The sequence below is a fragment of the Lysinibacillus composti genome (assembly GCF_016908465.1).
GTDB classification, from domain to species: Bacteria; Bacillota; Bacilli; order Bacillales_A; family Planococcaceae; genus Ureibacillus; species Ureibacillus composti_A.
This window is the reverse complement of the sequence record NZ_JAFBDY010000033.1, coordinates 1-26,336: the sequence shown is the minus strand read 5'-3', so window position 1 is coordinate 26,336 and position 26,336 is coordinate 1. Positions and strand designations below refer to the sequence as shown.

25 protein-coding genes are annotated in these 26,336 nt (G+C 34.1%); 7 read left to right on the top strand and 18 right to left on the bottom strand.

Annotated elements, in window-relative coordinates:
- Positions 1 to 89: 89 nt before the first annotated feature.
- Positions 90 to 1,103, bottom strand: coding sequence for a LolA family protein (locus JOD29_RS18900; RefSeq protein WP_124766889.1), 1,014 nt, complete (start codon positions 1,101 to 1,103; stop codon positions 90 to 92).
- A 96-nt stretch (positions 1,104 to 1,199) separates the two neighbouring features.
- Positions 1,200 to 1,562, bottom strand: coding sequence for a holo-ACP synthase (acpS, locus tag JOD29_RS18895; protein WP_124766890.1), 363 nt, complete (start codon positions 1,560 to 1,562; stop codon positions 1,200 to 1,202).
- A 65-nt stretch (positions 1,563 to 1,627) separates the two neighbouring features.
- On the opposite strand from acpS, the gene JOD29_RS18890 reads away from it, so the two are divergent.
- The gene (locus tag JOD29_RS18890; protein ID WP_124766891.1) at positions 1,628 to 2,233 is read left to right on the top strand and encodes a rhomboid family intramembrane serine protease; all 606 of its coding nucleotides are present in this window, start codon (positions 1,628 to 1,630) and stop codon (positions 2,231 to 2,233) included.
- A gap of 113 nt (positions 2,234 to 2,346) precedes the next feature.
- Here the strand turns inward: JOD29_RS18890 and JOD29_RS18885 are convergent, their stop codons facing one another.
- The 7 genes from JOD29_RS18885 to JOD29_RS18855 all read right to left on the bottom strand — a co-directional run bounded on the left by JOD29_RS18885 (position 2,347) and on the right by JOD29_RS18855 (position 10,625).
- A complete protein-coding gene (locus JOD29_RS18885) occupies positions 2,347 to 3,873 on the bottom strand; it encodes a PH domain-containing protein (RefSeq protein ID WP_124766892.1) in 1,527 nt (508 codons plus the stop codon).
- Complete coding sequence (locus JOD29_RS18880; RefSeq protein WP_124766893.1) at positions 3,866 to 4,342, bottom strand: PH domain-containing protein; 477 nt, start codon at positions 4,340 to 4,342, stop codon at positions 3,866 to 3,868. The genes JOD29_RS18885 and JOD29_RS18880 overlap by 8 nt, the downstream gene beginning before the upstream one ends.
- Before the next feature lie 144 nt (positions 4,343 to 4,486).
- Positions 4,487 to 6,016: a degradosome RNA helicase CshA gene (gene cshA / locus JOD29_RS18875; protein ID WP_124766894.1), complete on the bottom strand. Its 1,530-nt coding sequence runs from the start codon at positions 6,014 to 6,016 to the stop codon at positions 4,487 to 4,489.
- A 350-nt stretch (positions 6,017 to 6,366) separates the two neighbouring features.
- Positions 6,367 to 7,059 carry an alpha/beta hydrolase gene (locus tag JOD29_RS18870; RefSeq protein WP_124766912.1) on the bottom strand — a complete coding sequence of 231 codons (693 nt, stop codon included), beginning with the start codon at positions 7,057 to 7,059 and terminating at the stop codon, positions 6,367 to 6,369.
- A 164-nt stretch (positions 7,060 to 7,223) separates the two neighbouring features.
- Positions 7,224 to 8,594 (bottom strand): UDP-N-acetylmuramoyl-tripeptide--D-alanyl-D-alanine ligase, encoded by a 1,371-nt coding sequence (locus JOD29_RS18865; protein WP_124766895.1) that lies wholly within the window; start codon positions 8,592 to 8,594, stop codon positions 7,224 to 7,226.
- A gap of 13 nt (positions 8,595 to 8,607) precedes the next feature.
- On the bottom strand, positions 8,608 to 9,687 hold the full coding sequence (locus tag JOD29_RS18860) for a D-alanine--D-alanine ligase (RefSeq protein ID WP_124766896.1): 1,080 nt from the start codon (positions 9,685 to 9,687) through the stop codon (positions 8,608 to 8,610).
- Positions 9,688 to 9,875: 188 nt separating this feature from the next.
- Positions 9,876 to 10,625: a hypothetical protein gene (locus JOD29_RS18855; protein WP_124766897.1), complete on the bottom strand. Its 750-nt coding sequence runs from the start codon at positions 10,623 to 10,625 to the stop codon at positions 9,876 to 9,878.
- 333 nt (positions 10,626 to 10,958) lie between these two features.
- Between JOD29_RS18855 and JOD29_RS18850 the strand changes: the two genes are divergently transcribed.
- The gene (locus tag JOD29_RS18850; RefSeq protein WP_124766898.1) at positions 10,959 to 12,140 is read left to right on the top strand and encodes an FtsW/RodA/SpoVE family cell cycle protein; all 1,182 of its coding nucleotides are present in this window, start codon (positions 10,959 to 10,961) and stop codon (positions 12,138 to 12,140) included.
- Between the two features lie 105 nt (positions 12,141 to 12,245).
- Here the strand turns inward: JOD29_RS18850 and JOD29_RS20675 are convergent, their stop codons facing one another.
- On the bottom strand, positions 12,246 to 12,377 hold the full coding sequence (locus JOD29_RS20675) for an Lmo0850 family protein (protein ID WP_254712452.1): 132 nt from the start codon (positions 12,375 to 12,377) through the stop codon (positions 12,246 to 12,248).
- A 354-nt stretch (positions 12,378 to 12,731) separates the two neighbouring features.
- Between JOD29_RS20675 and JOD29_RS18845 the strand changes: the two genes are divergently transcribed.
- The 3 genes from JOD29_RS18845 (at position 12,732) to cls (ending at position 16,374) form a co-directional block, all read left to right on the top strand.
- On the top strand, positions 12,732 to 13,898 hold the full coding sequence (locus JOD29_RS18845; RefSeq protein WP_124766899.1) for an MFS transporter: 1,167 nt from the start codon (positions 12,732 to 12,734) through the stop codon (positions 13,896 to 13,898).
- Positions 13,899 to 14,017: 119 nt separating this feature from the next.
- Positions 14,018 to 14,824, top strand: a complete 807-nt coding sequence (locus JOD29_RS18840; protein WP_124766900.1) for a YwqG family protein — start codon at positions 14,018 to 14,020, stop codon at positions 14,822 to 14,824.
- A 98-nt stretch (positions 14,825 to 14,922) separates the two neighbouring features.
- Entirely contained in the window at positions 14,923 to 16,374 is a 1,452-nt protein-coding gene (gene cls / locus JOD29_RS18835; protein WP_124766901.1) for a cardiolipin synthase, read from the top strand.
- A gap of 30 nt (positions 16,375 to 16,404) precedes the next feature.
- Here cls and JOD29_RS18830 read toward each other — a convergent pair whose 3' ends face one another.
- The 3 genes from JOD29_RS18830 to JOD29_RS18820 all read right to left on the bottom strand — a co-directional run bounded on the left by JOD29_RS18830 (position 16,405) and on the right by JOD29_RS18820 (position 19,080).
- On the bottom strand, positions 16,405 to 17,193 hold the full coding sequence (locus JOD29_RS18830) for a M15 family metallopeptidase (protein ID WP_239585812.1): 789 nt from the start codon (positions 17,191 to 17,193) through the stop codon (positions 16,405 to 16,407).
- Positions 17,194 to 17,375: 182 nt separating this feature from the next.
- A complete protein-coding gene (gene yidC, locus JOD29_RS18825) occupies positions 17,376 to 18,140 on the bottom strand; it encodes a membrane protein insertase YidC (protein ID WP_124766903.1) in 765 nt (254 codons plus the stop codon).
- Between the two features lie 145 nt (positions 18,141 to 18,285).
- A complete protein-coding gene (locus tag JOD29_RS18820) occupies positions 18,286 to 19,080 on the bottom strand; it encodes a helix-turn-helix transcriptional regulator (protein WP_124766904.1) in 795 nt (264 codons plus the stop codon).
- 463 nt (positions 19,081 to 19,543) lie between these two features.
- On the opposite strand from JOD29_RS18820, the gene JOD29_RS18815 reads away from it, so the two are divergent.
- Together JOD29_RS18815 and JOD29_RS18810 are read left to right on the top strand one after the other, a co-directional pair.
- Positions 19,544 to 20,194, top strand: a complete 651-nt coding sequence (locus JOD29_RS18815) for a LytTR family DNA-binding domain-containing protein (protein ID WP_124766905.1) — start codon at positions 19,544 to 19,546, stop codon at positions 20,192 to 20,194.
- Between the two features lie 296 nt (positions 20,195 to 20,490).
- Positions 20,491 to 22,014, top strand: a complete 1,524-nt coding sequence (locus JOD29_RS18810; RefSeq protein WP_124766906.1) for a succinate CoA transferase — start codon at positions 20,491 to 20,493, stop codon at positions 22,012 to 22,014.
- 241 nt (positions 22,015 to 22,255) lie between these two features.
- On the opposite strand, the gene JOD29_RS18805 is transcribed toward JOD29_RS18810, so the two are convergent.
- The 5 genes from JOD29_RS18805 to mntR form a co-directional block, all read right to left on the bottom strand.
- On the bottom strand, positions 22,256 to 22,552 hold the full coding sequence (locus tag JOD29_RS18805; RefSeq protein WP_124766907.1) for a hypothetical protein: 297 nt from the start codon (positions 22,550 to 22,552) through the stop codon (positions 22,256 to 22,258).
- Between the two features lie 571 nt (positions 22,553 to 23,123).
- Positions 23,124 to 23,405: a GNAT family N-acetyltransferase gene (locus JOD29_RS18800; protein WP_124766908.1), complete on the bottom strand. Its 282-nt coding sequence runs from the start codon at positions 23,403 to 23,405 to the stop codon at positions 23,124 to 23,126.
- Between the two features lie 59 nt (positions 23,406 to 23,464).
- On the bottom strand, positions 23,465 to 24,355 hold the full coding sequence (locus JOD29_RS18795; protein WP_420844566.1) for a DUF1002 domain-containing protein: 891 nt from the start codon (positions 24,353 to 24,355) through the stop codon (positions 23,465 to 23,467).
- A 248-nt stretch (positions 24,356 to 24,603) separates the two neighbouring features.
- Positions 24,604 to 25,458 (bottom strand): CvfB family protein, encoded by an 855-nt coding sequence (locus tag JOD29_RS18790; RefSeq protein WP_124766910.1) that lies wholly within the window; start codon positions 25,456 to 25,458, stop codon positions 24,604 to 24,606.
- 32 nt (positions 25,459 to 25,490) lie between these two features.
- On the bottom strand, positions 25,491 to 25,904 hold the full coding sequence (gene mntR, locus JOD29_RS18785; RefSeq protein WP_124766911.1) for a transcriptional regulator MntR: 414 nt from the start codon (positions 25,902 to 25,904) through the stop codon (positions 25,491 to 25,493).
- Positions 25,905 to 26,336 lie beyond the last annotated feature (432 nt).

The following is a 26,336-nucleotide window of genomic DNA, read 5'->3' as shown; positions in this document are numbered from 1 at the left end:
TTTTTATAGCTTATAAATAAATATTATTCTTTTAACGTAATAATCAGTGGGTGACGATTAATCAAGTCCCCCACTGATTGAAATACAATTTATTTCATACTTCCTGGAGTTACCGATACCGCAACTTCCATCATCTCTTCTTTTGTTAAATTTTCAGAAGCTAAGAAGAATGATACGCCATCTGATTCCCAACTAATAGAGTTGTCCGTAATTGCGCCAATTGTAAATCCTAAATCTGCCGGATCACCAGGTGCAAATACAGGAAGTGTTGAATCTTCATCATAAACAATTGGTTGTTGCATAAGCGTAAACGCCTTTTCACCTTCAAAAGTTAAAACAACACGTTTATTCCCATTATCAGCAATTTCCTTTTCACCAACTAAAGTTGTATCTTCCCATTGTAAAACTGGGTAATGAGTTTGGAAGTCTTGCTGTTCTGTTTGCGCTGAAGCAGCTGCCTTACTGTCATCTTTGTCAGTGAACTTTTCTACAGCATATTCACTTTCTTGGTGTTGTTTGTTCATATCGATAGATTTGAATGTAATTGTAATTTGCTCTTCTTGTGCGTCATTTAATACAGAAATTTTCGTTGGTAGTTTTGACTTCTTGTCTACTGTAATTTTTTGCGTAGGCATAATGCTCTTATGATTATTTCTTGTTGCTGCTGTGAAGATGTAGTTTTTCTCATCTTCTTCCATCACTAACTTCTCATCAGACAGTAAATCTTCAGCTAACGCACCAATTAAATATGGTTGGCTGTTTTGTTTTGGCCATTCACTTTGGAACTTGTACGTTTTTCTAAGCGACGGTGTTACAACAAATACGCCTTCTTTATTTCGAATAATCATTTGTGTGACATCTTCGCCTTGTTGTGATACTTTCACCCGGTATAGATCTGGTTGTGTGTGCCATACATTAACATCATAAACTCTTGGTTCTGCACCTGTTTTAATTTCCATTGTGGCATCTAGTTCGTATCCTTTTACATCAGTCCATTTGTTGCTTAAATCCTTCAATACATCTTCCTGCGAATTTCCCCCACAAGCCGCTAACACTAGTACACTTAACAACATGACGATAAAAGCGATTAATTTGTGTCTCAAAACTCCATCCTTTCTACTTTCGCTCCGATACGTCAAATATATGAGGGGGGATAGAACATTATGCTATCACTTTTGGACAAAGATACAATTTTTCTTCTAAAAAGTTTCATTCATTAAGATAACTTGTGCTGCTGCATAAGCTTTTGTATGGGTAATACTAACAAATCCCCTCACAGCTTGCCCATTAAAATATAATACAGGCTTGCCTAACTTATCTTTTAATATTTCTATTTGATGAAATTCACAACCTTGCCCTATTCCTGTTCCATTCGCTTTTGAAAATGCTTCTTTTGCTGAAAACCTACCTGCCAAAAATTCAATCTGACGTTGTTCGCTTAATTGTTTAAATATGTTTAGTTCTCTTTCCGATAATATCCTTTGCTGAAACTTATCAGATCGATTCTTCACTTTTTGTATTCGTTCCATCTCTACAATATCTAATCCGATTCCTTTTATCATTTAACCTTCTCCTTTTATTCTTATTCCAATACCATGTATAATAGTGTTTAAATCGAGGTGAATATATGTTTATTCGGAGAGAAAGTTTTCGTCAATTTATTAAGTTTTATCCGGTTGTCTCTTCATTAATCGCAATCAATTTGATCGTGTATATTTTAACTATTCTTCCTATCGTCGGGAATTCCATTTTTTATTTAGGAATGAGTGTAAATTATTTAATCGCAGATGGTCAATGGTGGAGAGTAATTACCTCAATTTTTATCCATGGCGGCTTTTTCCATGTTTTATTTAATATGTTTTCCCTATTTTTATTTGGACCAGAGATGGAAAAAATCGCTGGTAAGGTTCGTTTTTTGACAATCTATTTCATTGCCGGTATTTTAGGCAATGTTGTAACGTTTGTAAGCTACAATGGTATGTATGCTAGTGTTGGTGCGAGTGGTGCAATCTTTGGAATTTTCGGTGCTTTTGCTGCTCTTGTGTACTACACACGCCGTACCATGCCACAACTCAAACAAATTATCATGCCGATCATCATTATTAGTGTAATCATTTCGTTTATACAACCAAATATAAATATTGCAAGTCATTTAGGTGGGTTAGTGACAGGATTTATATTAGGGCTCACATATTTCTCCCCTAAACACATCATTAGCTGGCGAAAAAAATAATGTATATAGGTTGACATACTGAACGATTAAAAGAGTGTAGTGAGAGTCAAAAAAGACTTCAACTACACTCTTTTTATTTTGAACAATTATTAAGAAAAGAGAAAGAAAAGCATCTATTCTTGTTGCTCTATTCCCTCTTCGATACCTTCTTTTGATCGGTCAAACCAGTCCATAACAGTGTCTACGTCCTTAACATTTAAGTTAGGTGCTTTAGCAGAAGCTCCTGCTAATCCAGACATCACTGTAGCTTCGATTGAGGCAATTTGTCTTCGGTTTTGAAAATAGCTTTGTCTTCTTTCAAGTGCTTGGATTCGCTTTTTCTCAACAACAAATGTGACTCTGCTAATAATTCTATAAACAATTGTTAATTGATTTCGTTTAATGGAATAACCAGCCGTTCTATATTGCCATATTCCCAAAAGGATTGTAGGAATGATAAGTAAAATTGACAACAACCCAAAAGGATAAAAGAAATATGTGCATAACCCTACAATCGGTACTAACCAGATAAAATCAATTCGGTAGAAAAATGGTTTTGCTCTTTTCGGCGGTTTGCTTAATATAGGGCTCCATTCAAATTGAGGAAATAATTCTTGTAGTGGGCCATTCATTTTTTTCTTTGGGATTAAAGGTATTAGAGTTATTTTTTTTTCCTTTTCTCCAAAACCACCACTTGCACTTTCCACGACTATCGTTGCATATCCAAATAATTGTCTTAATGGATTCTCAACAATTTTAATTGCTTGCACACGATTTAAAGGGATGGTTACTCGTTTCTTTTCAAGTAGCCCTCTCGATACTATTAACCGTTCATTTTCTTCAATAATCGTAAAATCGTAATAGTTTATAAATGTTATTAGAACAGAAATAATCCACGCAAATAAAAAAACAACAAATACAGCCAGTGCTACAACGGCAAAACCAAATTTTATAAAGCCAGCAATTTCTTCATAAATTAACTCATATGGAATGAATTCAGCAAACTGCGAAAGGACTGCAACTAGCCCTGTTAAAACAACGCCAATACCATTTGAGGTAGTGGCAAGAATCACCAAATCTTTTGGTGTCATTTTTCTAACTACTCTAGAAGTAGTTCGTTCACTTTGTAACAACTCATCGCTACTATCATGCAATTGCTCCACATTTGTTAGAACATCTAAACTTTGTTTTGCTCTTTGTGTTTCTTTTTCAATTCGCTGTGCAGCATCTTTTGTAATCGCTGTGAGCTCAGCTTCAGGTCTACCGTTCGTACTCCCTGCCGTTTCCACCATAACTTGTACAAGGCCAAAAATACGATGGAATATTCCTTCTTTATAATTCAATCCCTGTATTCGGTCAAAAGGGATGAACCTCTTTTTCTTTACAAACAAACCATATTTCACGCGTAATTCGTTATCTTCAAACCAATATACAAATGTCCACCATTTTATTATTCCAGAGAATAAATATAAAAACGCAATAACAACAACGATTAATGTAGGAATGATCTCGATCCAAAATCCATCTTGCCTGACATCAATATTAAAATTAAACCCATTTGTAACGAAAATAATTAAAAATGGAATAATTAAATCCTTTAATCCTTTAACGAAATTAATAACCGCTGAAATAGGGTGAAGCTTAAACTTTTCATTAGACATCATCTTCAGCCACCCTTGCTAATTCTGATATTCGAGAACGTAATCGATCCGCATCTTCCGTTATAAGCATCGGAATAATATGAGTAGTAGCAGCAGTGGAAATTGAAATATTCGATAAATCATATTTCTTTAAAATAGGACCCTGTGCAGTATCGACGTGTTGGACACGTACCATTGGAATCAGGGTTCTCTTCACAATAAATAATCCATTTTGAATTTCTATTTCATGTTCACGCACTTCATAACGCCAATGATTCCATCGGATTTTAGGAATCCAAATGGAGCCGATTAAAACTAACAATACGATTAAGGCTACAATTAAATAAATAAGTGAAGGTCCTTCAAATTTATAAGTTAAAAAACAAATAATGCCTGTAATGATTAGCACAAGTAACGTACTAAATAACCCATATAAACGCCAAACTGTAAGTCCTTTTCTCGGAATTTGATAAATTGGCTGTTGTCTCACAAAAACACCCCTTTCCTATCTAGCCAATTCTACGTGAAATAACACAAAAATGTTTCGTTTTTGCAAATAAAAAATCGACAATTTTTACATTGTCGATTTTTTTACATGTTTTAGGCGATTAAACCTAACCCATTACACTTATTATTAGTCTTCTTTACGACGACGACGGCTTCCTGAATCTCGACGTCCACCATCTCGACGGCTTCCTCCATCACGACTAGCACCAGCACTAGCACCTTCACGACGACCGCCTTCACGACGACCTCTGCCACCATCTCGACGTCCACCGAAGTCACGACGTCCACCACGATCACCACTGCGACCGCGACCTCCGCTTGAACGTTCTTTACGCATTGGTAATGGACGCTCTTCCGAAATTGTTACTGGAGTCTCATCAGGTTCTTTTGTCATTGATTTAATAGCTGCTGCAACTAAATCAACTGCATTATGCTCTTCTAATAATTCATTCGCTAAAATACGGTAGTCATTTAAATCATTTGCTTGTACGATTTCAATTAACTTCTCCATAGCTACTTTCTGTTGACCAACTAATGCCTCAGATTCAGTTGGTGGGCGAAGTGGTGTCATACGTTTTTTTGTAGTTTCTTCCACAATACGTAAATAACCCATTTCACGTGGTGTTACAAATGTAACTGCAAGTCCTGATTTACCAGCACGACCAGTACGGCCAATACGGTGAACATAGCTTTCTGGATCTTGAGGAATATCAAAGTTATAAACATGTGTTACGCCCGAAATATCAAGACCACGTGCAGCTACGTCTGTAGCAACAAGAATATCAATTTTATTTTCCTTAAATTGACGTAATACAGACATACGTTTCGCTTGGCTTAAGTCACCATGAATTCCTTCTGCAACATAACCACGGATACTTAAAGCTTGTGATAATTCATCTACACGACGTTTTGTACGACCAAAGATGATAGCTAGTTCCGGTTGGTGAACATTTAAAATTCTAGTTAATACATCGAATTTTTCACGCTCTTGAGCTTTTACGAAAAATTGCTCGATATTTTCAACTGTCATTTCTTTTGATTTGATTTTTACATTTTCAGGCTCATTCATAAATGTTTGAGCAATTTTTTGAATTGCTGGTGGCATTGTAGCTGAGAATAGTAAAGTTTGGCGTTCTTTTGGTACATTTTCTAAAATCGCATTAATATCATCAATAAAGCCCATGTTAAGCATTTCGTCTGCTTCGTCTAGTACAAGTGTTTGTACTCCATCAAGCTTTAATGTACGACGGTTAATATGATCTTGAATACGACCAGGAGTACCAACAATAATTTGTGGGTTATTTTTTAACGCACGAATTTGACGTCCGATTTCTTGACCACCGTACACAGATAATAACTTAATACGTTTATCATAACCAATTTTATATAGTTCTTCTGAAACTTGGATTGCTAATTCACGAGTAGGGGCAATAATCAACGCTTGAATATTCGGGTTTTTTGGGTCAATTTTTTCAATTAGAGGTATTCCGAAAGCTGCAGTCTTACCTGTACCAGTTTGCGCTTGGCCTAATACGTCACGACCTGCTAATGCAAACTTAATAGTTCCCTCTTGGATTGGTGTTGCTTCTTCAAATCCCATTCGCTTTAATGAACGTAATGTCGATTCGCTAATATTTAATTCTGAAAAATTTGTCAAACCTTTCATTCTCCTTTTTCCTATAAGTTGACAAATGGTTACATTTTCAGATGAAGTGTCGGCAAACTCGAGCCTAATTTGGAACGTTTCCGTTACTTAATAAATCTCTACCTAAATTGTAGAGAGTCTCTTTATATGAAAAGGAAAGCCCGGTCTTTGCCGAGCGGTTCAATTCTACACTTTAATATCGTAATGTGATGAATAACAATAGAATAAAACCGTTAATTTCAAAAAAAAGCACTCTTCAACAAAACATGAAGAGCCTTTGCACAAAATGTATCCATTGCTTAAAACAGTCTAACATGCAACTCTTGCCTATGCAACGATAATGCTCCTAAGTTTCTATTTTTTTATTTTGTTTGCAAAAAATTTAATATTTTTGGAAACCATATATTACAATCTTCACTATAACAAATATGGTGTTTTCCTTTCGGTGAAAAATACATATTTTTTTCATGTGCTGGTAGTAAATCATATAAATATTGTGCGGTAGTATAAGGAACTATTCCATCGTATTTTCCTTGTACAATATAGGTTGGCACATCAATCGATGGAATATAAGGTTCCACCATTTTTACAATCTTCATAAATTGAAACGTAGCACTAACAGGAACATTCATTATTTTGCTCTCGTACCTAATAAATAATTCATTATCTTTCAAATGCCCATTGATTGCATCCTTTGCCATTATACGTAGGTCCGTCAATAATTGGGCTGGCGCAACATATTTTGCAGCTGCACTTAATAATACAAGTTTTTTCACTTTATATCTTTTTGCCAAATAAAGCGCTAGTATACCTCCCATGGAAAAACCAATTACTATTACTTCACTTACCTTTTCCGCTAATTTTCGAAAGGCAATTTCAGCATCCATCATCCAATGTTCTGCTTTAAACCCTAGCAAAGAAAGAGTTTCTCCATGACCTGTAAAAGTTGGAGTATCTATTAACCAATCTGTATGTTCCTTTAAATAATTTGCCAATGGAATAATTTCATACGGACCTCCTGAAAAACCATGTAACATAAGGACCCCAATTGCTATGATACTCACCCCAATACCCTTTTTTTCTAAATATTATCACATTTAATATTACAAATATATCAGAGGCTTTATCATGTCTTTTTACTTTGGTACCGCAAGTTATGTTCAAATTGAATGAACTTTTTATACTAAAAAAACCCTACTTAAAGTAGGGTTTTTTACGGCTAGATAAATGCATTTAAAATGGTTTCAAGCTTCATGCCTCTGGAACCTTTTAATAAGATTAAGGTCTCATCATTTGCATATTGTTCAATATATTGGATGATCACATTGTAATCATTTTCCGTATAGACTAACTGCTCGGATGCAAAGTTCATTTTAAGTTGATTGTAAAGCCAATTCATTCGTGGGCCAAATAGACAAACTTTCGTGATCTTTGACTGATCAATTACATTAGCAATTTGCTCGTGGAATTGTTGCTCATTCTCACCCAATTCAAGCATATCGCCAAGTACTAGCCACTTATCATTCCTTATAGTTGTAGATTGCACAAACTCAATTGCAGCTCGCATTGAAGTTGGTGCAGCATTATAGGCATCATTAATAAATAAAATATTATTTTTTGCATTCACTAATTGCATTCTCATATTCGTTAAAGATACTTGTTGTAACCCTTTTCGAATTTGATCTTCCGTTAAACCTAAAGCATTTGCAATCAACATTGCATTTAATGTATTTTTCACTTGATGTTGACCTAAAACAGGAATAAAGAAATCCCCGTTGATTAACCCTCTCACATTAAAACTACTTCCTTGGTCAACAGTTGATAAATCATAGGCAGTTAAAGCATGATTATCTTGGAAACCAAAACTTAAATATTGAACTGATTTAGGGCCATTTGCAACTAGTTCTTGAAGTAACGGCTCATCACCATCATAAACTAAAACTCCATCGACACCTAAGCCATTTACAATTTCAAACTTTGCTTTTGCAATTCCCTCTCGAGACCCTAAGTCTTGCATATGAGCTTCGCCAATATTTGTAATCACTGCATAATGCGGTTTGGCTAAGTTCGATAAAAAGTCAATTTCACCAAAACCACTCATACCCATTTCCAAAACTGCAATCTCTGTATCTTCATCAAGGGATAAAATCGTCAAGGGTAACCCTAATTCATTATTAAAATTACCCATTGTTTTTTGGACTTTATAATAAGGTGTTAGCATGCTTGCTAATATATCTTTAGAAGATGTTTTTCCATTTGATCCGGTAACACCAATAAATTTAGCATTATGTTGCTGACGATATGCACGAGCCATTTGTTGAAGCGCTAGCTCAGCACTTTCAACAAAAATGATTGGTCGGTCACTTGGTGGATTAGGTTCATCTTTTAACCAAAGTGAAGCCCCTGCCCCTTTTTCAAACGCTTGTTCTACAAATTTATGACCATTTACTAATTCTCCACGAAACGGAACAAATAGATCCCCTTTTGAAATTGTACGTGTATCAATCGAAACACCAGTTACTATTGTTTCTCCAAAATTCACAGGATCTTGACTTAACCAATTCGCAATTTCATTTAAAGTTTTTCTCATCGTTACGCCTACTTTAGTCTTTATTGTATTGAAGTTGTTGTTTTTCATTATGGCGTTCGATTGCCAATTGGATTAGAATATCGATTAATTCTGGGTAGCTTACATTGGTATGTTGCCATAGCAATGGATACATGCTTACTGGTGTAAAGCCAGGCATTGTATTTACTTCATTAATAAACACTTGATTATCTTGGGTTACAAAGAAGTCTGAACGAACAAGTCCAGAGCAATCTAAAATTTTGAACGCACGGACTGCCATTTCTTTCAAAGTTGTTTCAACTTCTGGTGTAATAACTGCAGGTATAATTAATGAAGTTGAACCATCTTTATATTTAGAATCATAGTCATAAAAGTCTGTATTTGGCTTAATTTCTCCAGCAACAGAGACTTTTGGATTGTCATTTCCTAAAACAGCCATTTCAATTTCTCTTGCTATAATCCCTTGTTCAACCAATACTTTTCTGTCATATTGGAAAGCAAATTTTATAGCTTTTACTAATTCTTCTTTATTGTTTGCTTTACTAATTCCCACACTAGAACCTAAGTTTGCAGGCTTAACAAACATCGGCCAGGAAAGTTCTTTTTCACATTTACTTAAAATTTCATCTTGCTCACTATTCCATTCATTACGAATAAAGTAAACGAAAGGAACTTGTTTTAACCCAGCAATTTCAAAGAGCTGCTTCATAATGACTTTATCCATTCCTGCAGCTGAAGATAACACACCATTCCCAACATAAGGAAGGTTTAACACCTCTAATAAGCCTTGTACAGTACCATCTTCACCATTTGTTCCATGAAGTAATGGGAAAATTACATCAAAATTTACTTCCTCGCCATTTTCATCTATAAGAAACTTTGTTATATTATTTGGTTTATTATTTCCATCTACTTTAAATTGTAGTTGTTCTATTGATTCGACAGGTGCCATTAATTGTGTTCCTCTATGCCATTGCCCATCAAGAGAAATAAAAATTGGGTACACCTCGTAAGAATCAAAGTTAATTGCCTTAATTACGGCCATCGCCGTAGACAAAGAAACTTCGTGCTCAGCGGATTTACCCCCGTATAATAAACCGATACGTCTTTTCATAAATTTACCTCCAAATATTGAGTATTTCTAGTTTATCATGAAACCAATTTGACCATGAATTAAAATTACCCAACAAATCATTACGTCTACATTTCAGACTTACGTTAATTCATATGAAGTATGAAGAAGGTTTGTACTGAAAGATAAAAAACCCCCTGCCAATTTAGACGGTTGCATTGACAGTGAGTTTAAGTAATTTTTATTAGTTCATCATAATTTTGTTTCAAAATTTCATCTAAATCATCCCAAACTTCATCAGGATAATCATAATCCACGAGGGTTCGAACTTCCACACCATAGTAGTTGTTAGGTTTCTCCATCTTATATAATGATAGCAATGCCCCGTCTTTAGCGAATGGACGGTAGGCTTTTAAAAAGGCGGGATCTAATGAAGGAACCTTTTCCTTTGATTTACGGCGCCAAAAGCTTCCGTTCCCTTCTTTTTCTTTTATCATTCTATTATATAAATTTGAAACTAAAATTTCCGAGTCTTCTAAAAACCGGAAATATATTTTAGTTACTTTTTGATTTTCAGATGAATAATAGACATAACGGTTTTGAAGCTTTGAAAAGAATGGTGAGCCAATCGATTCTTTTTTATGACCAATGTAAAGCAACTCAGCTTGCTCAATTGGAGAAAGTTGATTTAAATATTTCTCCTCTTCAAAATCAACCCAACAAATCTCATTTGTATAATCCGCCATTTTCTTAGAAAAACCATTTAAATCTTCATTAGTAATAAAGTCAAATTGTGTATGCATGTTAAATGAACCATCTTCGTAGCCATGTTTTATTAGTAATAAATTAGGTAAACTGTTTACAGAATTAATAAACTGCTTTAAAGATAGGCCACTAAAAATCACAAAATGATCTACGTCATTCATATGTAAATATAAATGATGCATGTAATCGTCAGCATTTCTCTTCTTTTTTGACATACGATCACTCTCCAAAAGTTAGCCTCAGATTTTATTATATGATTTATTTTTTATTTTTGAAACATTTTCGTCATCTTTTCGTCTGAACTTATTGTTTAACTGAAAAGTCCCTTTTTACGCTATAATATGTTACAGTAAAAAAGTTGATTTCTAATAGCTAATTCAACTTAAACTTTTTTGAAATACACAAAAAAATAAATTTGTTAAGAGTATATTTATCCTTAACCAATAACATTATTACAAAACATTTACAAATAATTTTTACTATCGAGGTTATCTGATTAACACCTTCAGAGCAACCTACAATCTTATAGATATTTGGGTGAAATGAATATGGATTACAATCGAAATTTTGCGGGGAGATTCGACTGGAGACTCGCGTTTATTCTTTTTATGTTTCTGATTATTAGTTTAACGGCTATTTCCTCAGCTCAAACTACTGGTCAGTATCTTGAGAATTTCGTATTGAAACAATTACAATGGTACGTTATTGGTTCAATCATTATTGCTTTCGTCATGTATTTTGAACCGGATCAATATAAAAAAATGTCCTGGTATTTATATGGCTTCGGTGTATTTTTACTTTTAGTACTTTTCATTATTCCTGAAGGGGATTTTGCAAGAAGAGTTAATGGAGCTAAAAGTTGGTTTGGTACACCCGTTGGAAATATTCAACCATCAGAGTTTATGAAAACCTTTTACATTTTAGCACTTGCTCGTTTAATTAGTAAGCACCATGAAACGCACTCTTTAAAATCCATAAAAACTGATTTTTTATTACTCGGTAAAATTGCACTCACGTTATTAGTTCCACTTGGATTTATTATGAAGCAGCCAGACCTTGGATCTGCACTCGTATTTTTAGCAATTACTGCAGCATTAGTTATCGTGGCAGGGATTTCATGGAAGATTATTCTCCCTGTTTTCGCTAGCGGTGTTACGGTCGGTGGTTTACTTTTATGGATGGCTCTATTTGCTCAGGATTTCCTTGAGGAAAAATTCGGCTTTAGCCCGTATCAATTTGCCAGAATTTATTCATGGCTCGATCCTTACGCTTATTCTTCTGACTGGGGATATCATCTGATTACATCTCTTAATGCAATTGGTTCAGGTGAGATCTTTGGTAAAGGTTATGCTGGCCGCGAAGTTTATGTAGCAGAAAATCATACAGACTTTGTATTTACTGTAATCGGCGAAGAGTGGGGTTTCATTGGGGCAAGCTTTGTGATTTGCTTATACTTTTTATTGATTTATCATTTAACGAAAACCACGCTAACTTTAAAGGATCCTTTTTGCACATATGTTTGCGCTGGTATTATCGCGATGATTACATTCCACGTTTTTGAAAATATTGGGATGACTATTCAATTACTGCCAATTACAGGTATTCCTCTTCCTTTTATTAGTTACGGAGGTAGTTCGTTAATGGGGAACGCTTTAGCAATTGGTTTAGTATTCAGTATGAGATTCCATTATCGCACTTATATGTTCTCAACAATGGATGAAGATGAATAGCAAGACAGGTTTAATCTTACTATCCAGGAATACGTTTTATCTATTCTAAAAAAATACCCGACTTACTTCATGTAAAGTAAGTCGGGTATTTTTATTATTTTCTAGTTATGCTTGCGGAGTTTGTGTTGGTGGTGTTAATACTTTTAATAATTCAAGACGCGACTTTGTAACTGATGCAGTAACACCTAATTTCGATAATTTTTTAACGATATTTTTCAAGTCTACTTCCTTCGTCATACGTTCCACCTAACCTTTCCAATTAAAATAACGCTCAATCCTTTTTGAAGTTCCAAGTATAAGAGGTCAGACAAGTAATCTTTGCTAATCATAACATGTTTCTAAAAAGAATTGTTTATCAATTCTGTTACAACATGTAAAAGTCAAGTAAATTGCATTAAGGTTTTGTAATTACCCATAAACCCCTTTTTATGTACCTTAGACCTCAAAAGACAGTATTGCCCTCTCCTCTAAACTACAATCACTCTCGTATAAAAAAACTTTATAAATAACGTCATTTATAGAAACTTGTTTCACTTTATTACTCGAGGTAAAATGTTGATATTACGTTCATTGGTAGAAAGCAGGTTCTTTATGAAAAAATCACTACTTTTGTTACTATCTGTGCAATTCTTTGTTTATCTTGGGTTCGGTATTATCATTCCAGTTCTACCAGAAGTAATTATCCAACAAGGCTGGGATGAGATCCATGTTGGTGGGTTATTAACAATTTATGCTTTGGCAAGCTTTTTTACAGCTCCATTTTGGGGGCAACTTTCTGATAAATTCGGACGAAAACAACTTATTCTAATTGGTCTTATTGGTTTTTTTCTAAGTTTTGTCTTATTTAGTTTATTTATTGATAATTTATTTATGTTATACGTGTCACGTATAATTGGTGGACTATTTTCAGGTGCGCTCTATACATCAGTCACCGGTTTTATTGGAGATATGTCAACTAATGAAAACCGAAATAAGTATATGGGTTTTATGGGTATGTCCATCGGCCTAGGGTTCATTTTTGGGCCAGCTATTGGCGGGATGTTAGGACATATTAGTTTGCAACTTCCTTATACCGCTTCGGCAATCTTAATTGGGATTTTGTTCTTTTACGCACTGGCTGTATTAAAGGAACCTGAACGAAGAGGAGAGGCAAATAAGCGCGCAATTGTACCAACTGGTGCATCTGATTTATTACGCTATCGGGTTCGTTACCTAATCATCTTTTCATTTTTTGTAACATTTACATTAGCGGGTGTTGAAGCAACATTCCAATTGTTCCAAATCGAAAAAATCGACATTACCCCTCTTCAACTTGGACTTTTATTTTTATTTAGTGGGTTTGTAGATGCTGCAATTCAAGGTGGAGTTATACGAAGAATCAAAGACGGTAAGGAAAGCAGTTGGTTAATCGGTGCACAATTAGTAACAGCAGTTGGATTACTACTTATGACTTTGACGACCAACATCGTTTTTGCCGGGTTTGCACTTTGCGTCTTTACTGCTGGTAACGCTTTAGCCAGAACATGTGTCGTTTCACTAACTTCAAAGGAGTCAGGTGGGAAATACGGGACAGCTGCGGGATTAACATATTCAATGGATAATTTGGGACGCATTTTTGGCCCCTTATTTTTCACTTCATTATTTAAAATCGATTTGTCATTAACATATTATGTTTCGATTTTTATAGCATTAATTGCTGTCGGTCTCATCTTATTATTTAAGAAATCAGGTAATTCACTAAGAGCTGAACATGAATAATATAAGCAATGCGTATAATATTTTACGCATTGCTTTATTTTTTTAGTGTTTAACCTATTCTAATAGTTGGGAAAGATACATTAATAGCTATCTCATTTACATTTTATGGGGGAATCATTGTGGAGTTATCTCAACACCTCTCTTTACCACGAGAACTAGAAAAATTTCGGCAAACTATAGAACTTTCAGTAAAGACTTCTTATATTATCATGCCAAAATCTCAAAACACTTCGTTAGCAGATAGTAAGTTTGCAGGTTTGCCGTATCTACCCAAAAGTCATAGGTTACCCAAAGATCAAAAAGGTCAATATATGGACTTATTAGCACAAGTAAACTTTTCACAATTCCCTTCTGAAAAACCATTTCCTAAAAATGGTGTATTACAATTTTTTATTTCTAGAACTCAGGAGTTACTTTATGAAAAAAGGACAGAACAAATTTTTCAACAGGACTTTAAAGTTCGCTATTTCCCTGAAGTGTTGTCTCAAGATAAACTTGTTACAGATTTCTCCATTATAAAAGGAGATTTTATTACTCCCTTTCCTATAAAAAATGAATTACATTTATCTATAAGTAAAATGATTGAACCAGTTTCGGCAATGGATTATAGGCTGAATTCATATATAAACTTTCCAACATCTGACTGCACAATGACGGAAGACGGTCGAACATTGGAGGAATTTTACTTTGAACATTTTTTAGGTGCTGATCACAAACTTGGTGGGTACCCTTACTTTATTTATAATGATCCAAGGTCTAATTCAAATTTTTTAAAGCGCTTTGATACGTTATTGTTACAAGTCGTTTCGAATGATTCCCAGGAAATTATGTGGGGTGACTCCGGAATCATTAAATTCTTTATCAATAAAGAGAAATTACTGGAACTCGATTTTTCTGAAGTGTATTTTATTGCTGAACAATACTAAATATTATTGATATAATAATTTTTGAAGTGATTCCTTTATCCATCACATCATTTTAACGTTATAATAATGACAAAAGAATAAAGAGGTGTGCACATTTCATGGGCATCTTAGATACAGTAGTATTTCTCCCTGTTATTTTGGCATTGAATACGATATTTGCTATAACTGTTATTTTCTTAGAACGTAAAGATGCATCTTCTACTTGGGCATGGGTTCTTGTACTATTTTTCCTTCCACTATTAGGATTTATATTATATTTAATGCTCGGTAGACAACTTCGAAAAAAGCATCTTTTTCGTTGGGAAGGATCCAAAGATATTGGAATCGATAAATTAATTAGTTACCAGCTTGGGGCATTAGAAGAGAATACTCTTGAGTTTCAATCCTTACATGTTGAGAATCATAAAGAACTAATTCAGTTAAATTTAAAAACAAGTAAAGCCGTTTTAACCCAAGATAATGAAGTGAAAATATACGATGATGGTGCCGAAAAGTTTGAATCTTTAATAGACGATATTTTATTAGCAAAAGATCATATACATATCCAATATTATATTTTTAAACTTGATAATTTAGGTCAACGTATAATCGATGTTTTAAAGAAAAAAGCAAAACAAGGTGTAAAGGTTCGCATTTTATACGATGAAATGGGTTCTCGATCTATAAAAAAGAGAAACTTTCAGGAGTTATCCAAACTGGGTGGTGAAGTTGAAGTCTTTTTCCCTTCAATACTCCCATTATTTAATCCACGATTGAACTTCCGTAATCATCGTAAAATTGTTGTCATTGATGGCCGTATTGGTTACATCGGTGGCTTTAATGTTGGAGACGAGTATTTAGGATTGAATAAAAAATTTGGTTATTGGCGAGATACTCATTTAAGAATTGAGGGAAGTTCTGTACACCCTCTACAAACCCGCTTTTTACTAGATTGGAACCAAGCAAGTAACAATAGTATAGATTATTCAGAGCATTACTTTCCCGCAATCCCCAAAAAGGGCGATGTCGCGTTACAAATCGTTTCGAGTGGGCCTGACTCTGAATGGCAGACAATAAAAAATGGATATTTAAAATTACTTATGAGCGCCAAAAAATACATTTATATCCAGACGCCGTATTTCATACCAGATGCTAGCTTCTTAAATGCCATTGAAATTGCTGCCCTTTCAGGAATCGACGTTCGAATTATGATTCCTAACAAACCTGATCATATGTTTGTTTACTGGGCAACGTATTCATATGTAGGAAATCTCTTAAAATCAGGCGCAAAAGTTTACATTTACGAAAAAGGATTTATTCACGCAAAAATGATTGTTATAGATGACGAAGCATCTACAGTTGGAACAGCTAATATAGACGTAAGAAGTTTTAGTTTGAACTTTGAGGTAAACGCATTTCTTTACAATCATCAAATTTCCCATGAACTTGCTGAAATCTTTGAAAAGGATATTTTCGACTGTACAGAGTTAACGTTAGAACGATATGAAAGTCGTTCATTACTTATTAAGTTTAAAGAGTCTATTTCAAGATTACTATCACCAATATTATAAAAAAAGGATGGCAGCGCGCCATCCTTTTCTTTATTGTATGCCTAGATATTCTTCTAAAGTTAAACTAGATTTTTTCACATCAGTTGCTAACTGTATACCTAAATATCGGAAGTGCCATGACTCATACATATACCCAGTTATTTTTTCTTTCCCTTGAGGATACCTTAATATAAAGCCATATTTATGTGCGTTATTTACTAGCCATTTACCTGCATCAGTTTCACCAAACTCGCTAGTAAGCCACAAATCTTCACGACCTACTTCTCCAATATCAAACGCTAACCCCGTTTGATGCTCAGAATATCCAGGTCTCGCACTATAGCGATCTGCATTTTCTTTTCCATCTCGCTCCACATAATTGTTATATAAAGTTTGTTGATACTCATAAGAACGATATGTACTAAAAGCTACTAACTCAAAACCGGCTTTTCTCGCATCTGCGCCCATTAATTCAAAAGCTGCTCGAGCATCAACATCTTCTCCCGGCTGAAAAGTCTTAGGTAATGGGTATTTTTTATTTGCTATTAATACCCCATCGACATATGTTGGTTCCGTAGCTTCGGGCTGTCCTACGATATATCCGTTATCATCCACAACTTCAGGTTTCTGATCATCCTTTTGCGGAGAACTTTCACTATCTGAAGAGTCTACATCAGATTGTTCTTTAGGTTCTTTGTCGCTATTTTCTTCATTCTCTTTCGACTCTAGGTTTGTACCTTGACTTCCAGAAGAGTTATTTAAAATGCTTGGATTGTTTATAACAAAATAAGTGGCAGCACCTAAAACAACTAAACTAGCTAGTACAATTATCCAGATCATATATTTTTTATTTTTATTATGATTATTGTTGAATGAGGGCTTCATTTTGTATTTTTCCTACTTTCTTTTAACAATAATTATATTTTAGCACTGTTTAACCAATTTGGCTCAAGGAATATGTATAAATTTGTCGATTAAATGAAATAAAAGCCGAGGCTATAAAAGCTTCGGCTTAGATAATTCTATTTTTTCAGAGCTTTCTCTGGGTGCTCTGAGTAGTATTTTCTTCCAATATAGGTTTGTAATATTAAGAATAACCCACTGATTGACCAGTATAACGGTAATGCTGCCATTGAAGTAAATGAAATAAATACAATCATAATCGGCGAAATGTAGATCATCATTTTCATTTGTGCCTTTTGAGCATCAGGAACCGTCCATAGTGATACTTTTGCTTGTACGAAATAAACAACCCCTGCTACGATTGTCATTAAAATATCAGGGCTACCTAAGTTAAACCATAAAAATTCATGCGTTTGTACATCACTTGAATAACGAATCGCAAAATACAAGCCCATAATGATTGGCATTTGTATAACCATTGGTAAACAACCCATATTTAATGGATTAATGCCATTTTCACGATATAGTGCAAGCATTTCTTGTTGAATTGCCATTTGTTCTTCTTTTGTTTTAGCTTCTTTAAGTCTACCTTGGATTTCATCCATCTTTGGTTTAACGACATCCATTTTTGACTTCATAAGTGATTGATTACGATAGTTCTTCAACATAAAAGGCATTAATATTAACCGAATCGCAAGCGTAATCGTAATAATTGCTAATCCATAGCTACCATTAAAAATATCATTCCCTAAGAAGTCTAGTAACCAATCCATCGGTTTAACAAATGTGCTATAAAAAAATCCTTCTTGATTCTCTACTGCTTGACAGCCAGACAAAACAAATACCATTAGTCCAAGCATGGAGAACATCATTAGTTTTTTCATTTATCCACCCACTATAATTAATCACTACGCCTGAGTATACATAATTAATAAAACAATATCAATTAGCAGCTACTTTTCAATTTTAAGTCATCCTTATAATAAGAATAACTTTTAATCGTTGACCTGCTACTATTTGAGCCGTTACTTAAACCCTTTCAAACTCAACTTCATTCATTTCATATCTAAAGAACTCATGGTGCAACTCATCTCTAAAATGTTTAGGAGTTACACCCGTATATTTTTTAAATATGCGAGTAAAGTAACTTTGATTACAAAAGTGGAACTGATCTGATATAGAGGTGATACTTTTATTTGTGTGTCTTAAATAATACTGTGATTCTTCCACTCTGCGAACATTCAAATATTCCACTAAAGTAATCCCCACATGTTCTCTAAAAATTCGCGATAAGTGGCTTGTACTAATATGGAACTTATTGGCTATGCTCTCTACTGTTAAATCACTTTCTAATTCATCATTTATGTACATAATAACCTTATTGACCGTTTGGTGACGGAATGTTGGTTGTTTGCGATCAGCAATAAAATAAACGTAAAAATCAATTAATTCGTCTGCAAATTGAAGAAACTCAGCATCCTTCATTTTATTTTCAATCATATCTGCACAAGCTAGATTGAATGCAAACGCTTTCTTCGAAGGAACTTGGTTATCTAATAATTTACGCGCAACAATTGATGAAAGAATCACAAAATAATTGCGAACTACTTTGATCACCTGTTTACCGAAACGAATTGATAAAATATCAATCAATTCATGTAAAGATTTTTTAGCCTTTGTAGATTCTAAATGAAAGATTTCAAATAACAATTTGGATTCTATACTATAAAAATCTTCAACCCCACTGTATTGATTAATATGGTCAATTTCTTGAAAGTATCTTTTAGATATTGTCTCAGATATTGAATGTTGATGTAGTTGCATTATTACCCCATCTTTCTATGAATGCAATTGCACATAAATTATTTATTAACAACACTAATATTATTTTAATATAAACTTAGAACGTGACAACAATATTGGTAAAAAATCCCCTTTTATTTACCGAAACTATAATATATGCACTATATGATAGATAAACTCAAACTTCAACTTACAAAATATAAAGAAAATAATAATAAATTGTAACTAATCAGCAGTTTACCATATTTTATGATGCTCTATCAACTAGATTTTTGATTAGAAATAGTACTAAAGTTATTCGTTTTAAGAAAAATAATATTCTATTTATATAATATATGATGATTAATTTAGTCGATTATTTCACTGTTTTTTCACTCTTGCGCAAAAATCCTCCATTATTCAACAATTTTCTATTTCTTTTCTTTGAAATGTAGTAAAATAGACAATATAAATTTATTTGCATACAAAAAAGAGGTGTTACAAGATGGAACCAAAACAAATTGAAGAAATCATGGATATTATTAAGGAGTTCTTCCCTGAAAACACATCAATCGCTATTTCAGATACAAATGAATACCTATACTACCAGCCAAGTAAAAAAGTGGATTTAAAAATTAAGCCCGGTGATCCTATTAAAGAAGGATCTGCAGCACACAAAGCAGTTACATATGGGCAAAAAACTAATTCATATATCGAACAAGATATTTTTGGCGTTCCTTATTATGGTACAAGTATACCTTTAATCGAAGAAGGAGAAATTAGAGGTGCTGTAACAGCCATTTTCCCTCAAAAACCTTCACCATTTTTAACTAACTATATTACGATCAAAATAGACGATTGTTGGTATCCAATTAAACATAACCAAGTAATTTATCTTGAAACTCAACTGCGTAAAACATTTGTTAAAACAATGCACCGCGAAGGTTATCACCGTCTTAATTTAAGTGACCTTGAATTATTCCTTGCTTCTGACTCGTTTATTCGATGTCATCGTTCTTATATTGTTAACATTGATTTTATAGAAGAAATCCAACCTGATTCACATTCAACATTCTTACTAATAATGAAGGATGGAACTAGAATTCCTGTAAGCCAAAGATATGCTAGTTATTTCCGCCGTTCACTTGGCTTCTAAATTATAGTCCCATAATATAAACAGCGACCTTTGAACTACCACAAAAAGGTCGCTTTTGTATTTTTATGATTGTCGAAAATATAAATTCGAATGAAATTCCCTGTCACAAAAACTCGATTTTGCTGATATTTGCTCGATTATTCGTTTTTTAAGCACTTACATATATTTATTGAAGATTTTGTGACAGGATGGTGCTATTATAAAAGTATAAGTTTAATATATTGAGTGAGTTTCTCTCTCACTTAATATGGAGTACCGAATATTCTTAGCATATCTATTATGGGGAGGATTTATATATGGATTCAAGAGTAGAAAAACGCTTAGGTTTAAAAGAATTAGCAGAGAAAGTTGTATCTGCTGAAGAAGCAGCTGCACTAATTGAAAACGGTGCTGTAGTTGGAATGAGCGGGTTTACACGTGCTGGAGATGCAAAAGTTGTTCCAATGGCATTAGTTGAACGTGCTAAACAAGGGGATTTTAAAATTGATGTTTATACTGGCGCTTCACTTGGACCAGAAGTGGACAAGCATTTAGCAGAAGCAGGTGCTATTCGTAAACGTGGACCATTTATTGCAGACCCAGTTATTCGTGGCCAAATTAACTCTGGTGATGTTTTATATGTAGATGCTCATCTGTCTCATAATGCCGAATTAGTACGCCAAGGAATCATTGGCCCTATTCAATACTTAATCTTAGAAGCTACTGCTATTACTGAAGAAGGATATATTATCCCTACAACTTCTGTAGGTAACTCACCAATTTTTGCTGAGTATGCAGAAAATATTATTGTTGAGTTAAACATTACTCACCCAGAGAGCCTGATTGGAATTCACGATATTTATGTTCCAGCACCACAAGGGCAACGTGAAGCAATTCCAATGACAAATGCAGAAACACGTATCGGTGAAATCGGTATCAAAGTAGATCCTGCGAAAATTAAAGCAATTGTTATTTCTGAAGAGCCAGATGCTCCTTCATTAATCGTTCCACCAGATGAAGAGACACAAACAATGGCAAATCTTTTACTTGATTTCTTCCGTTCTGAAATTAAAGCTGGCCGCTTAACTAATAAATTAATGCCTTTACAATCAGGAGTTGGTTCTGTTGCAAACGCAGTATTAGATGGCTTTGCAGACTCAGAATTTGAAGACCTAGTTGTAGCATCTGAAGTACTTCAAGATGCAGTATTTAACTTAATTGATGCTGGTAAAGTAAGTTTTGCAGCAGCAACATCTATTACTCTTTCTGAAGAATTACAGAAAAAGGTTTATGGAAACCTTGAGAAATATGCAGACAAATTATGCTTACGTCCTCAAGAGATTTCAAACCACCCAGAAGTAATCCGTCGTCTCGGACTAATTTCTATCAACACTGCACTTGAGTTAGATATTTACGGCAACGTTAACTCTACACATGTAAGCGGTACAAAAATGATGAACGGAATCGGTGGTTCTGGAGACTTCGCTCGTAACGCACGTTTAGGTATTTTCGTAACGAAGTCTTACGCTAAAGGCGGAGCTATTTCTTCAATCGTTCCTATGGTATCTCACGTAGACCATACAGAACATGATGTAGACGTAATCGTTACAGAACAAGGTATTGCAGACTTACGTGGACTTGCTCCAAAAGAACGTGCTGCATTAATTATTGAAAACTGTGCACACCCTGATTATAAAGAGCAATTACGTGATTACTATAACCGTGCAGTTGAAGCAACTGGTAATTCACAAACTCCTCACATTTTAGAGGAAGCACTTTCTTGGCATGTTAACCTTGCTAAAAACAAAACAATGAAAAAAGAAGTTACAGTTAACGCTTAATAATTTATATGTAAAGATGACCTCGAAGTAATATCCTTCTGGGGTCATCTTTTTTCTTTTTCTTTTTCTTAGGCAACTACATGATGTACTCACCTAAAGTTGTTTTAAAATTTCCACGAATCTCTCAACATCATATTTATTTTTAGTTTCTATACTATTGGATGAACAATCTAATCATATTTCATGTGAACTTTTATTTTTAAAATAAAGGCTGTCCTCACCCCCGGACAGCCTTTTCGTTTTAATTCAAGACTCGTTGCTCATTTTCATTGTAATACTCAAGGTGTGTTTGAGAACCACCTTCACTAATGAAGTTATTTTCGCGGATTCTTAGTTCCGATGAACCAGCGGCAGTTTCTGTTAGCTCTTTAAATGAATAATCCATTACCGCTTTCGGACCAAAAAGTGAACTGAATTTTGACTGTACTTGAGTTAAAAAGTTCATCGTTTTATCACGATTTTGCTTTTTACTTAAGTATGCAGCACCTCCAGCAACTAATGCACTAATAACAAAACCTTTTCCTTTTAACTTTGCCACATGATCCCTCCTAAAAGTCTTTATATTGTAATGTGCCCCGAATCTTACCGATTAACTCTTACTTTTCAAATACTCCAACTATCAATATGTGGCTAGATATCGTAAAATTGCATTCAAATTTGTTTAAATATCCCATCTTTTATACAAACTATTTTTACCAATTCTATTAACGACATCTTCTAATGCACTTTCTATAAATTTCTTCTATAAAGTATATTTCAAATTACCTATTTAAATATTTTTTGGAATAAACTTACTCGCAAATGAATATTCTTAAATAACTCACATATGTTGAATTTTAATTTTTATGTATTACATCATCTACTCTTTTCTTTGCACTAAAGTTCGTTTAATTAACACCGTAATTTCACAACTAATAGGAGGTAGATAAAATGAATCATCAGAATTATGAATACGATGGGCTTGAGATTACATCATATATTATTGTTTCAACTTTACTTACCTTAGTAGTAAATGCTTTTATTCATTTTTATTAAAAAATTGAAATAGGCAATCAAACTGAGGATTCAATTTGATTGCCTATGAGAATTTTATTTGTATTGAAACTAAGTTAAGCTTTTACATCATCATATTCAGCGCTTCTTTCAAAAGCAGCAACAACATACGAACAAATGGCTCTCATTTTGTAATTATTTTCTCTAGCATATTCTGCTGCCTGATCTAATAACTTTTTTGCTACCCCTTGTCCGCGTAACTCATCAGATACAAATGTATGGTTCATATCCATAACATTTTCACGTTGAATCCACTCGATCTCTGCTAACATTTTTCCCTCTTGCTCATACTCAAAGGCAAAATGTTTTGGACCTCTTTCAGCCAATTTAAATTCCATTTTTACACCCCCATTTATTTCCACTATATCATAATCATCTAAATAATTAGAACTTATACTTATTTAAACCAAGTAGATATAGTATTGATTAAATTGTTAAAGAAGTTTTTCACACCATTCCAAAAACCTTCATCATGTATCACATTATTGAATTTTTCTTCAATCGTCGTCGTTAAATCAGAAAGTTGATCGGATAATTTTGTAAAATCAATGTCTAATTTACTAATACGATCCATTAAATCGATTAATAATTGTCGGTCCTGTTCACCTAATTCAATTTGTAACTTCGAGAGTTGGTCTTCAACTATTTGTGCTACTTCTTCTCTTGTTGCTGGATTTAATTCAGCAATGTCTTGCTTAATTCCTGTTAATAATGCTGCAATTTGCTCATCGCTAATATTAGCATTTTCTGCAATTTGTGTTGCTACAGATAACTCATCATTCGCAACATCTGTACGTTCTGTATCTAGTGTTTCCCCAGTTTTCACTTCATATGCTTTATATATACCAACTAATGCTGAATGCCCAGTTACCGGTTTTGGGGCTGCAACTTCAACACTTGCATCTTCAATTCCTGCAGTCAACATTGCATTCGCATACATTTCAGACGTTACTTCTGTAATATTTTCGGGAGTTACAATACTAATAACGAGACCCTTCCCTTCCTCTTGACGAGAAATCTTTGCAGATGAGTACATTCTTGCACTTGAATTACTATTAGAAATATATTTGACTAAATCTTCACCTGAAACAGTAATTTCATCAACTTCCGGTTCTTCATTAACACGCAATGCTTCTTTTACGGTTGTTCTTTCTGAATCTGATAAATTCGCACCATATACTACGATTGGTACTCCTAGCTTCTCATTTATTGCTTTTGGTTGACTATTAGTAGCAAAAGCACTTGTTGGTATTATTACAGATAAAGTTAAAACAATTGCAGACATCATAACACTAAATTTTGGTTTCATGGAGAATCCCCTTTCATAAGCGCCATCTTTTTACTTCGGTGATTCATGGCGTTCTTCAACAATTAGTACGATTCAAAAGGCAAAAGGTTCCAAAAAGTAAGGTGACATTCTAAGTTACTGTACTTTTCTGCGCCGACCGTACAACGACAGGCTCAAAAATTCAAAAATGACCATCATCATATTAAAATAGGCTGTGACATTAAATTAATATGTCGCAGCCCAATTGTTTATATTAGTTCAGTCCATCCATCTTGTTGTTTTATTCTACCAGTTTTCATTAAAGTTCCTAGCGCACGTTTGAATGCACCTTTACTCATATCAAACATCTCTAAAATCTCTTCTGGTGTAGATTTATCTCCAAATGGCATTTTTCCATCGACACTTTTTAAGTACTGTAATATTTTTTCTGCATCCTGTCCTAGACGTTCATAATTTCTAGGCAACATTGATCCGTTCAATGTACCATCTTCTTTTACAGCAATTATTCGTACTTCAACTTCTTGCCCAAGTCTCGGCTCTGACTCCATTTCCGAATTGTGCACAAATATTCGGTATGGTGCTTCTACTCCAAGTAAAAATGAACCTACTGGTAAGAGTCGATATGGTCGAGCTTTTATATTTTTATTGTACAATTCTTCAGATGCGCCCTCATAAAGCTCATTCACTTTCTCCTCTGTAGCTAATCGACCAAATAAATCTCCGTTTCGGTCTGTACGGAGTGTCATAAATAAATAGTCGCCTACCTCTGGCCAAACATCTATAATTGGAAGGTCTTCATCCTTAACAAGAACTTCACGTGTAGTACCAATATCGACAAAAGCTCCTTCTTTTTTCGAAACTTTAATTACTCGTGCCCAGCCGTACTCACCTTGTAATATGTGAGGAATTACTGTAGTAGCTTGTACGTCTCCACGTCGGTCAGCATAAAGAAATACCTTAATTCGATCTCCAACAGTAAGTGGTTCGTTTATTTCTGAACTGTTTACGGGGATTTCATCGACACCATTTGTCAATATCCAACGTGACCCTTGTTCTTCAAGTACTGTAAGTTCTACAACTTCACCAGATTTCAATTCGTTCATTTATTATATCCTCTCACTTCTAACATACAGTATTATTGTGCTGCTTTCATAGCCTCAAGTTTTTTCACAAACTCAGCATCTTCTTCTAGTAATTGGACTAAATCAGCAATACGATCAATTGAGTCCCAACTTAAATGATGTTCAATTCCTTCAACATCCTCATAAATACGTCCCTCATCTACTCCAATAAGTCGCAAAAACTGCTCCAGTAACTCATGTCTTTTCACAAGACGCTTGCCAAGTTTTTCACCCTTTGAAGTTAGTGTTAGCCCTCTATATTTTTCGTATACTAAGTATCCGTCTTTATCTAATTTTTGGACCATTTTTGTTACGGAGGAAGGTAGAACCGATAATGCTTCAGCTATGTCAGACACCCGCGCATATCCTTTATTTTCAATTAATAAATATATTTGCTCGATATGGTCCTCCATACTAGGTGTTGGCATAATAAGTTCCCTCGCTTTCAAATCATAATTTAAGTTTACTACAATCTATCTCAAATAGGTAATCGAAAAGGATAATGTACCATTATTGTACTTTTTGATTTTTTAAGTAAAGCTCATAAAAGACATCCTTCCTTCAAGAAAGAAGGAAAGATGTCCACTCACCTATTTTGATAATTGGGCATCCTCAAAAATCATGATTTAGGTATTTATCTGCTAAGTAATTTAAGTTTGTTATTTTATTGTTTGCTTAATCATTTAAACAGAAAAAATTGTTTAGATTGCTTATAAATAATAAACCGATTGAATGATAAACTCAAACCATAGACCCTTTTATGATGGTTCTATGTCAAATGTTGGGGTGAAGTGATATTACACGGCACCCCGATTATCCTAAATGAATCCCAATTTTCTTAGATAAATTATTTAATAAAA

What these genes read in the sequence shown, in the direction of transcription:
- acpS (WP_124766890.1), bottom strand. Translation starts at nt 1,562, where the DNA reads ATGATAAAAGGAATCGGATTAGATATTGTAGAGATGGAACGAATACAA.
- JOD29_RS18795 (WP_420844566.1), bottom strand. Translation starts at nt 24,355, where the DNA reads ATGATGTCTGCAATTGTTTTAACTTTATCTGTAATAATACCAACAAGT.
- JOD29_RS18830 (WP_239585812.1), bottom strand. Translation starts at nt 17,193, where the DNA reads ATGATCTGGATAATTGTACTAGCTAGTTTAGTTGTTTTAGGTGCTGCC.
- JOD29_RS18815 (WP_124766905.1), top strand. Translation starts at nt 19,544, where the DNA reads ATGGAACCAAAACAAATTGAAGAAATCATGGATATTATTAAGGAGTTC.
- JOD29_RS18865 (WP_124766895.1), bottom strand. Translation starts at nt 8,594, where the DNA reads ATGAGAAAAACTTTAAATGAAATTGCGAATTGGTTAAGTCAAGATCCT.
- JOD29_RS20675 (WP_254712452.1), bottom strand. Translation starts at nt 12,377, where the DNA reads ATGACGAAGGAAGTAGACTTGAAAAATATCGTTAAAAAATTATCGAAA.
- JOD29_RS18800 (WP_124766908.1), bottom strand. Translation starts at nt 23,405, where the DNA reads ATGGAATTTAAATTGGCTGAAAGAGGTCCAAAACATTTTGCCTTTGAG.
- JOD29_RS18790 (WP_124766910.1), bottom strand. Translation starts at nt 25,458, where the DNA reads ATGAACGAATTGAAATCTGGTGAAGTTGTAGAACTTACAGTACTTGAA.
- JOD29_RS18885 (WP_124766892.1), bottom strand. Translation starts at nt 3,873, where the DNA reads ATGTCTAATGAAAAGTTTAAGCTTCACCCTATTTCAGCGGTTATTAAT.
- mntR (WP_124766911.1), bottom strand. Translation starts at nt 25,904, where the DNA reads ATGCCAACACCTAGTATGGAGGACCATATCGAGCAAATATATTTATTA.
- JOD29_RS18850 (WP_124766898.1), top strand. Translation starts at nt 10,959, where the DNA reads ATGGATTACAATCGAAATTTTGCGGGGAGATTCGACTGGAGACTCGCG.
- JOD29_RS18860 (WP_124766896.1), bottom strand. Translation starts at nt 9,687, where the DNA reads ATGAAAAGACGTATCGGTTTATTATACGGGGGTAAATCCGCTGAGCAC.
- JOD29_RS18845 (WP_124766899.1), top strand. Translation starts at nt 12,732, where the DNA reads ATGAAAAAATCACTACTTTTGTTACTATCTGTGCAATTCTTTGTTTAT.
- cls (WP_124766901.1), top strand. Translation starts at nt 14,923, where the DNA reads ATGGGCATCTTAGATACAGTAGTATTTCTCCCTGTTATTTTGGCATTG.
- JOD29_RS18890 (WP_124766891.1), top strand. Translation starts at nt 1,628, where the DNA reads ATGTTTATTCGGAGAGAAAGTTTTCGTCAATTTATTAAGTTTTATCCG.
- JOD29_RS18855 (WP_124766897.1), bottom strand. Translation starts at nt 10,625, where the DNA reads ATGTCAAAAAAGAAGAGAAATGCTGACGATTACATGCATCATTTATAT.
- JOD29_RS18810 (WP_124766906.1), top strand. Translation starts at nt 20,491, where the DNA reads ATGGATTCAAGAGTAGAAAAACGCTTAGGTTTAAAAGAATTAGCAGAG.
- yidC (WP_124766903.1), bottom strand. Translation starts at nt 18,140, where the DNA reads ATGAAAAAACTAATGATGTTCTCCATGCTTGGACTAATGGTATTTGTT.
- JOD29_RS18820 (WP_124766904.1), bottom strand. Translation starts at nt 19,080, where the DNA reads ATGCAACTACATCAACATTCAATATCTGAGACAATATCTAAAAGATAC.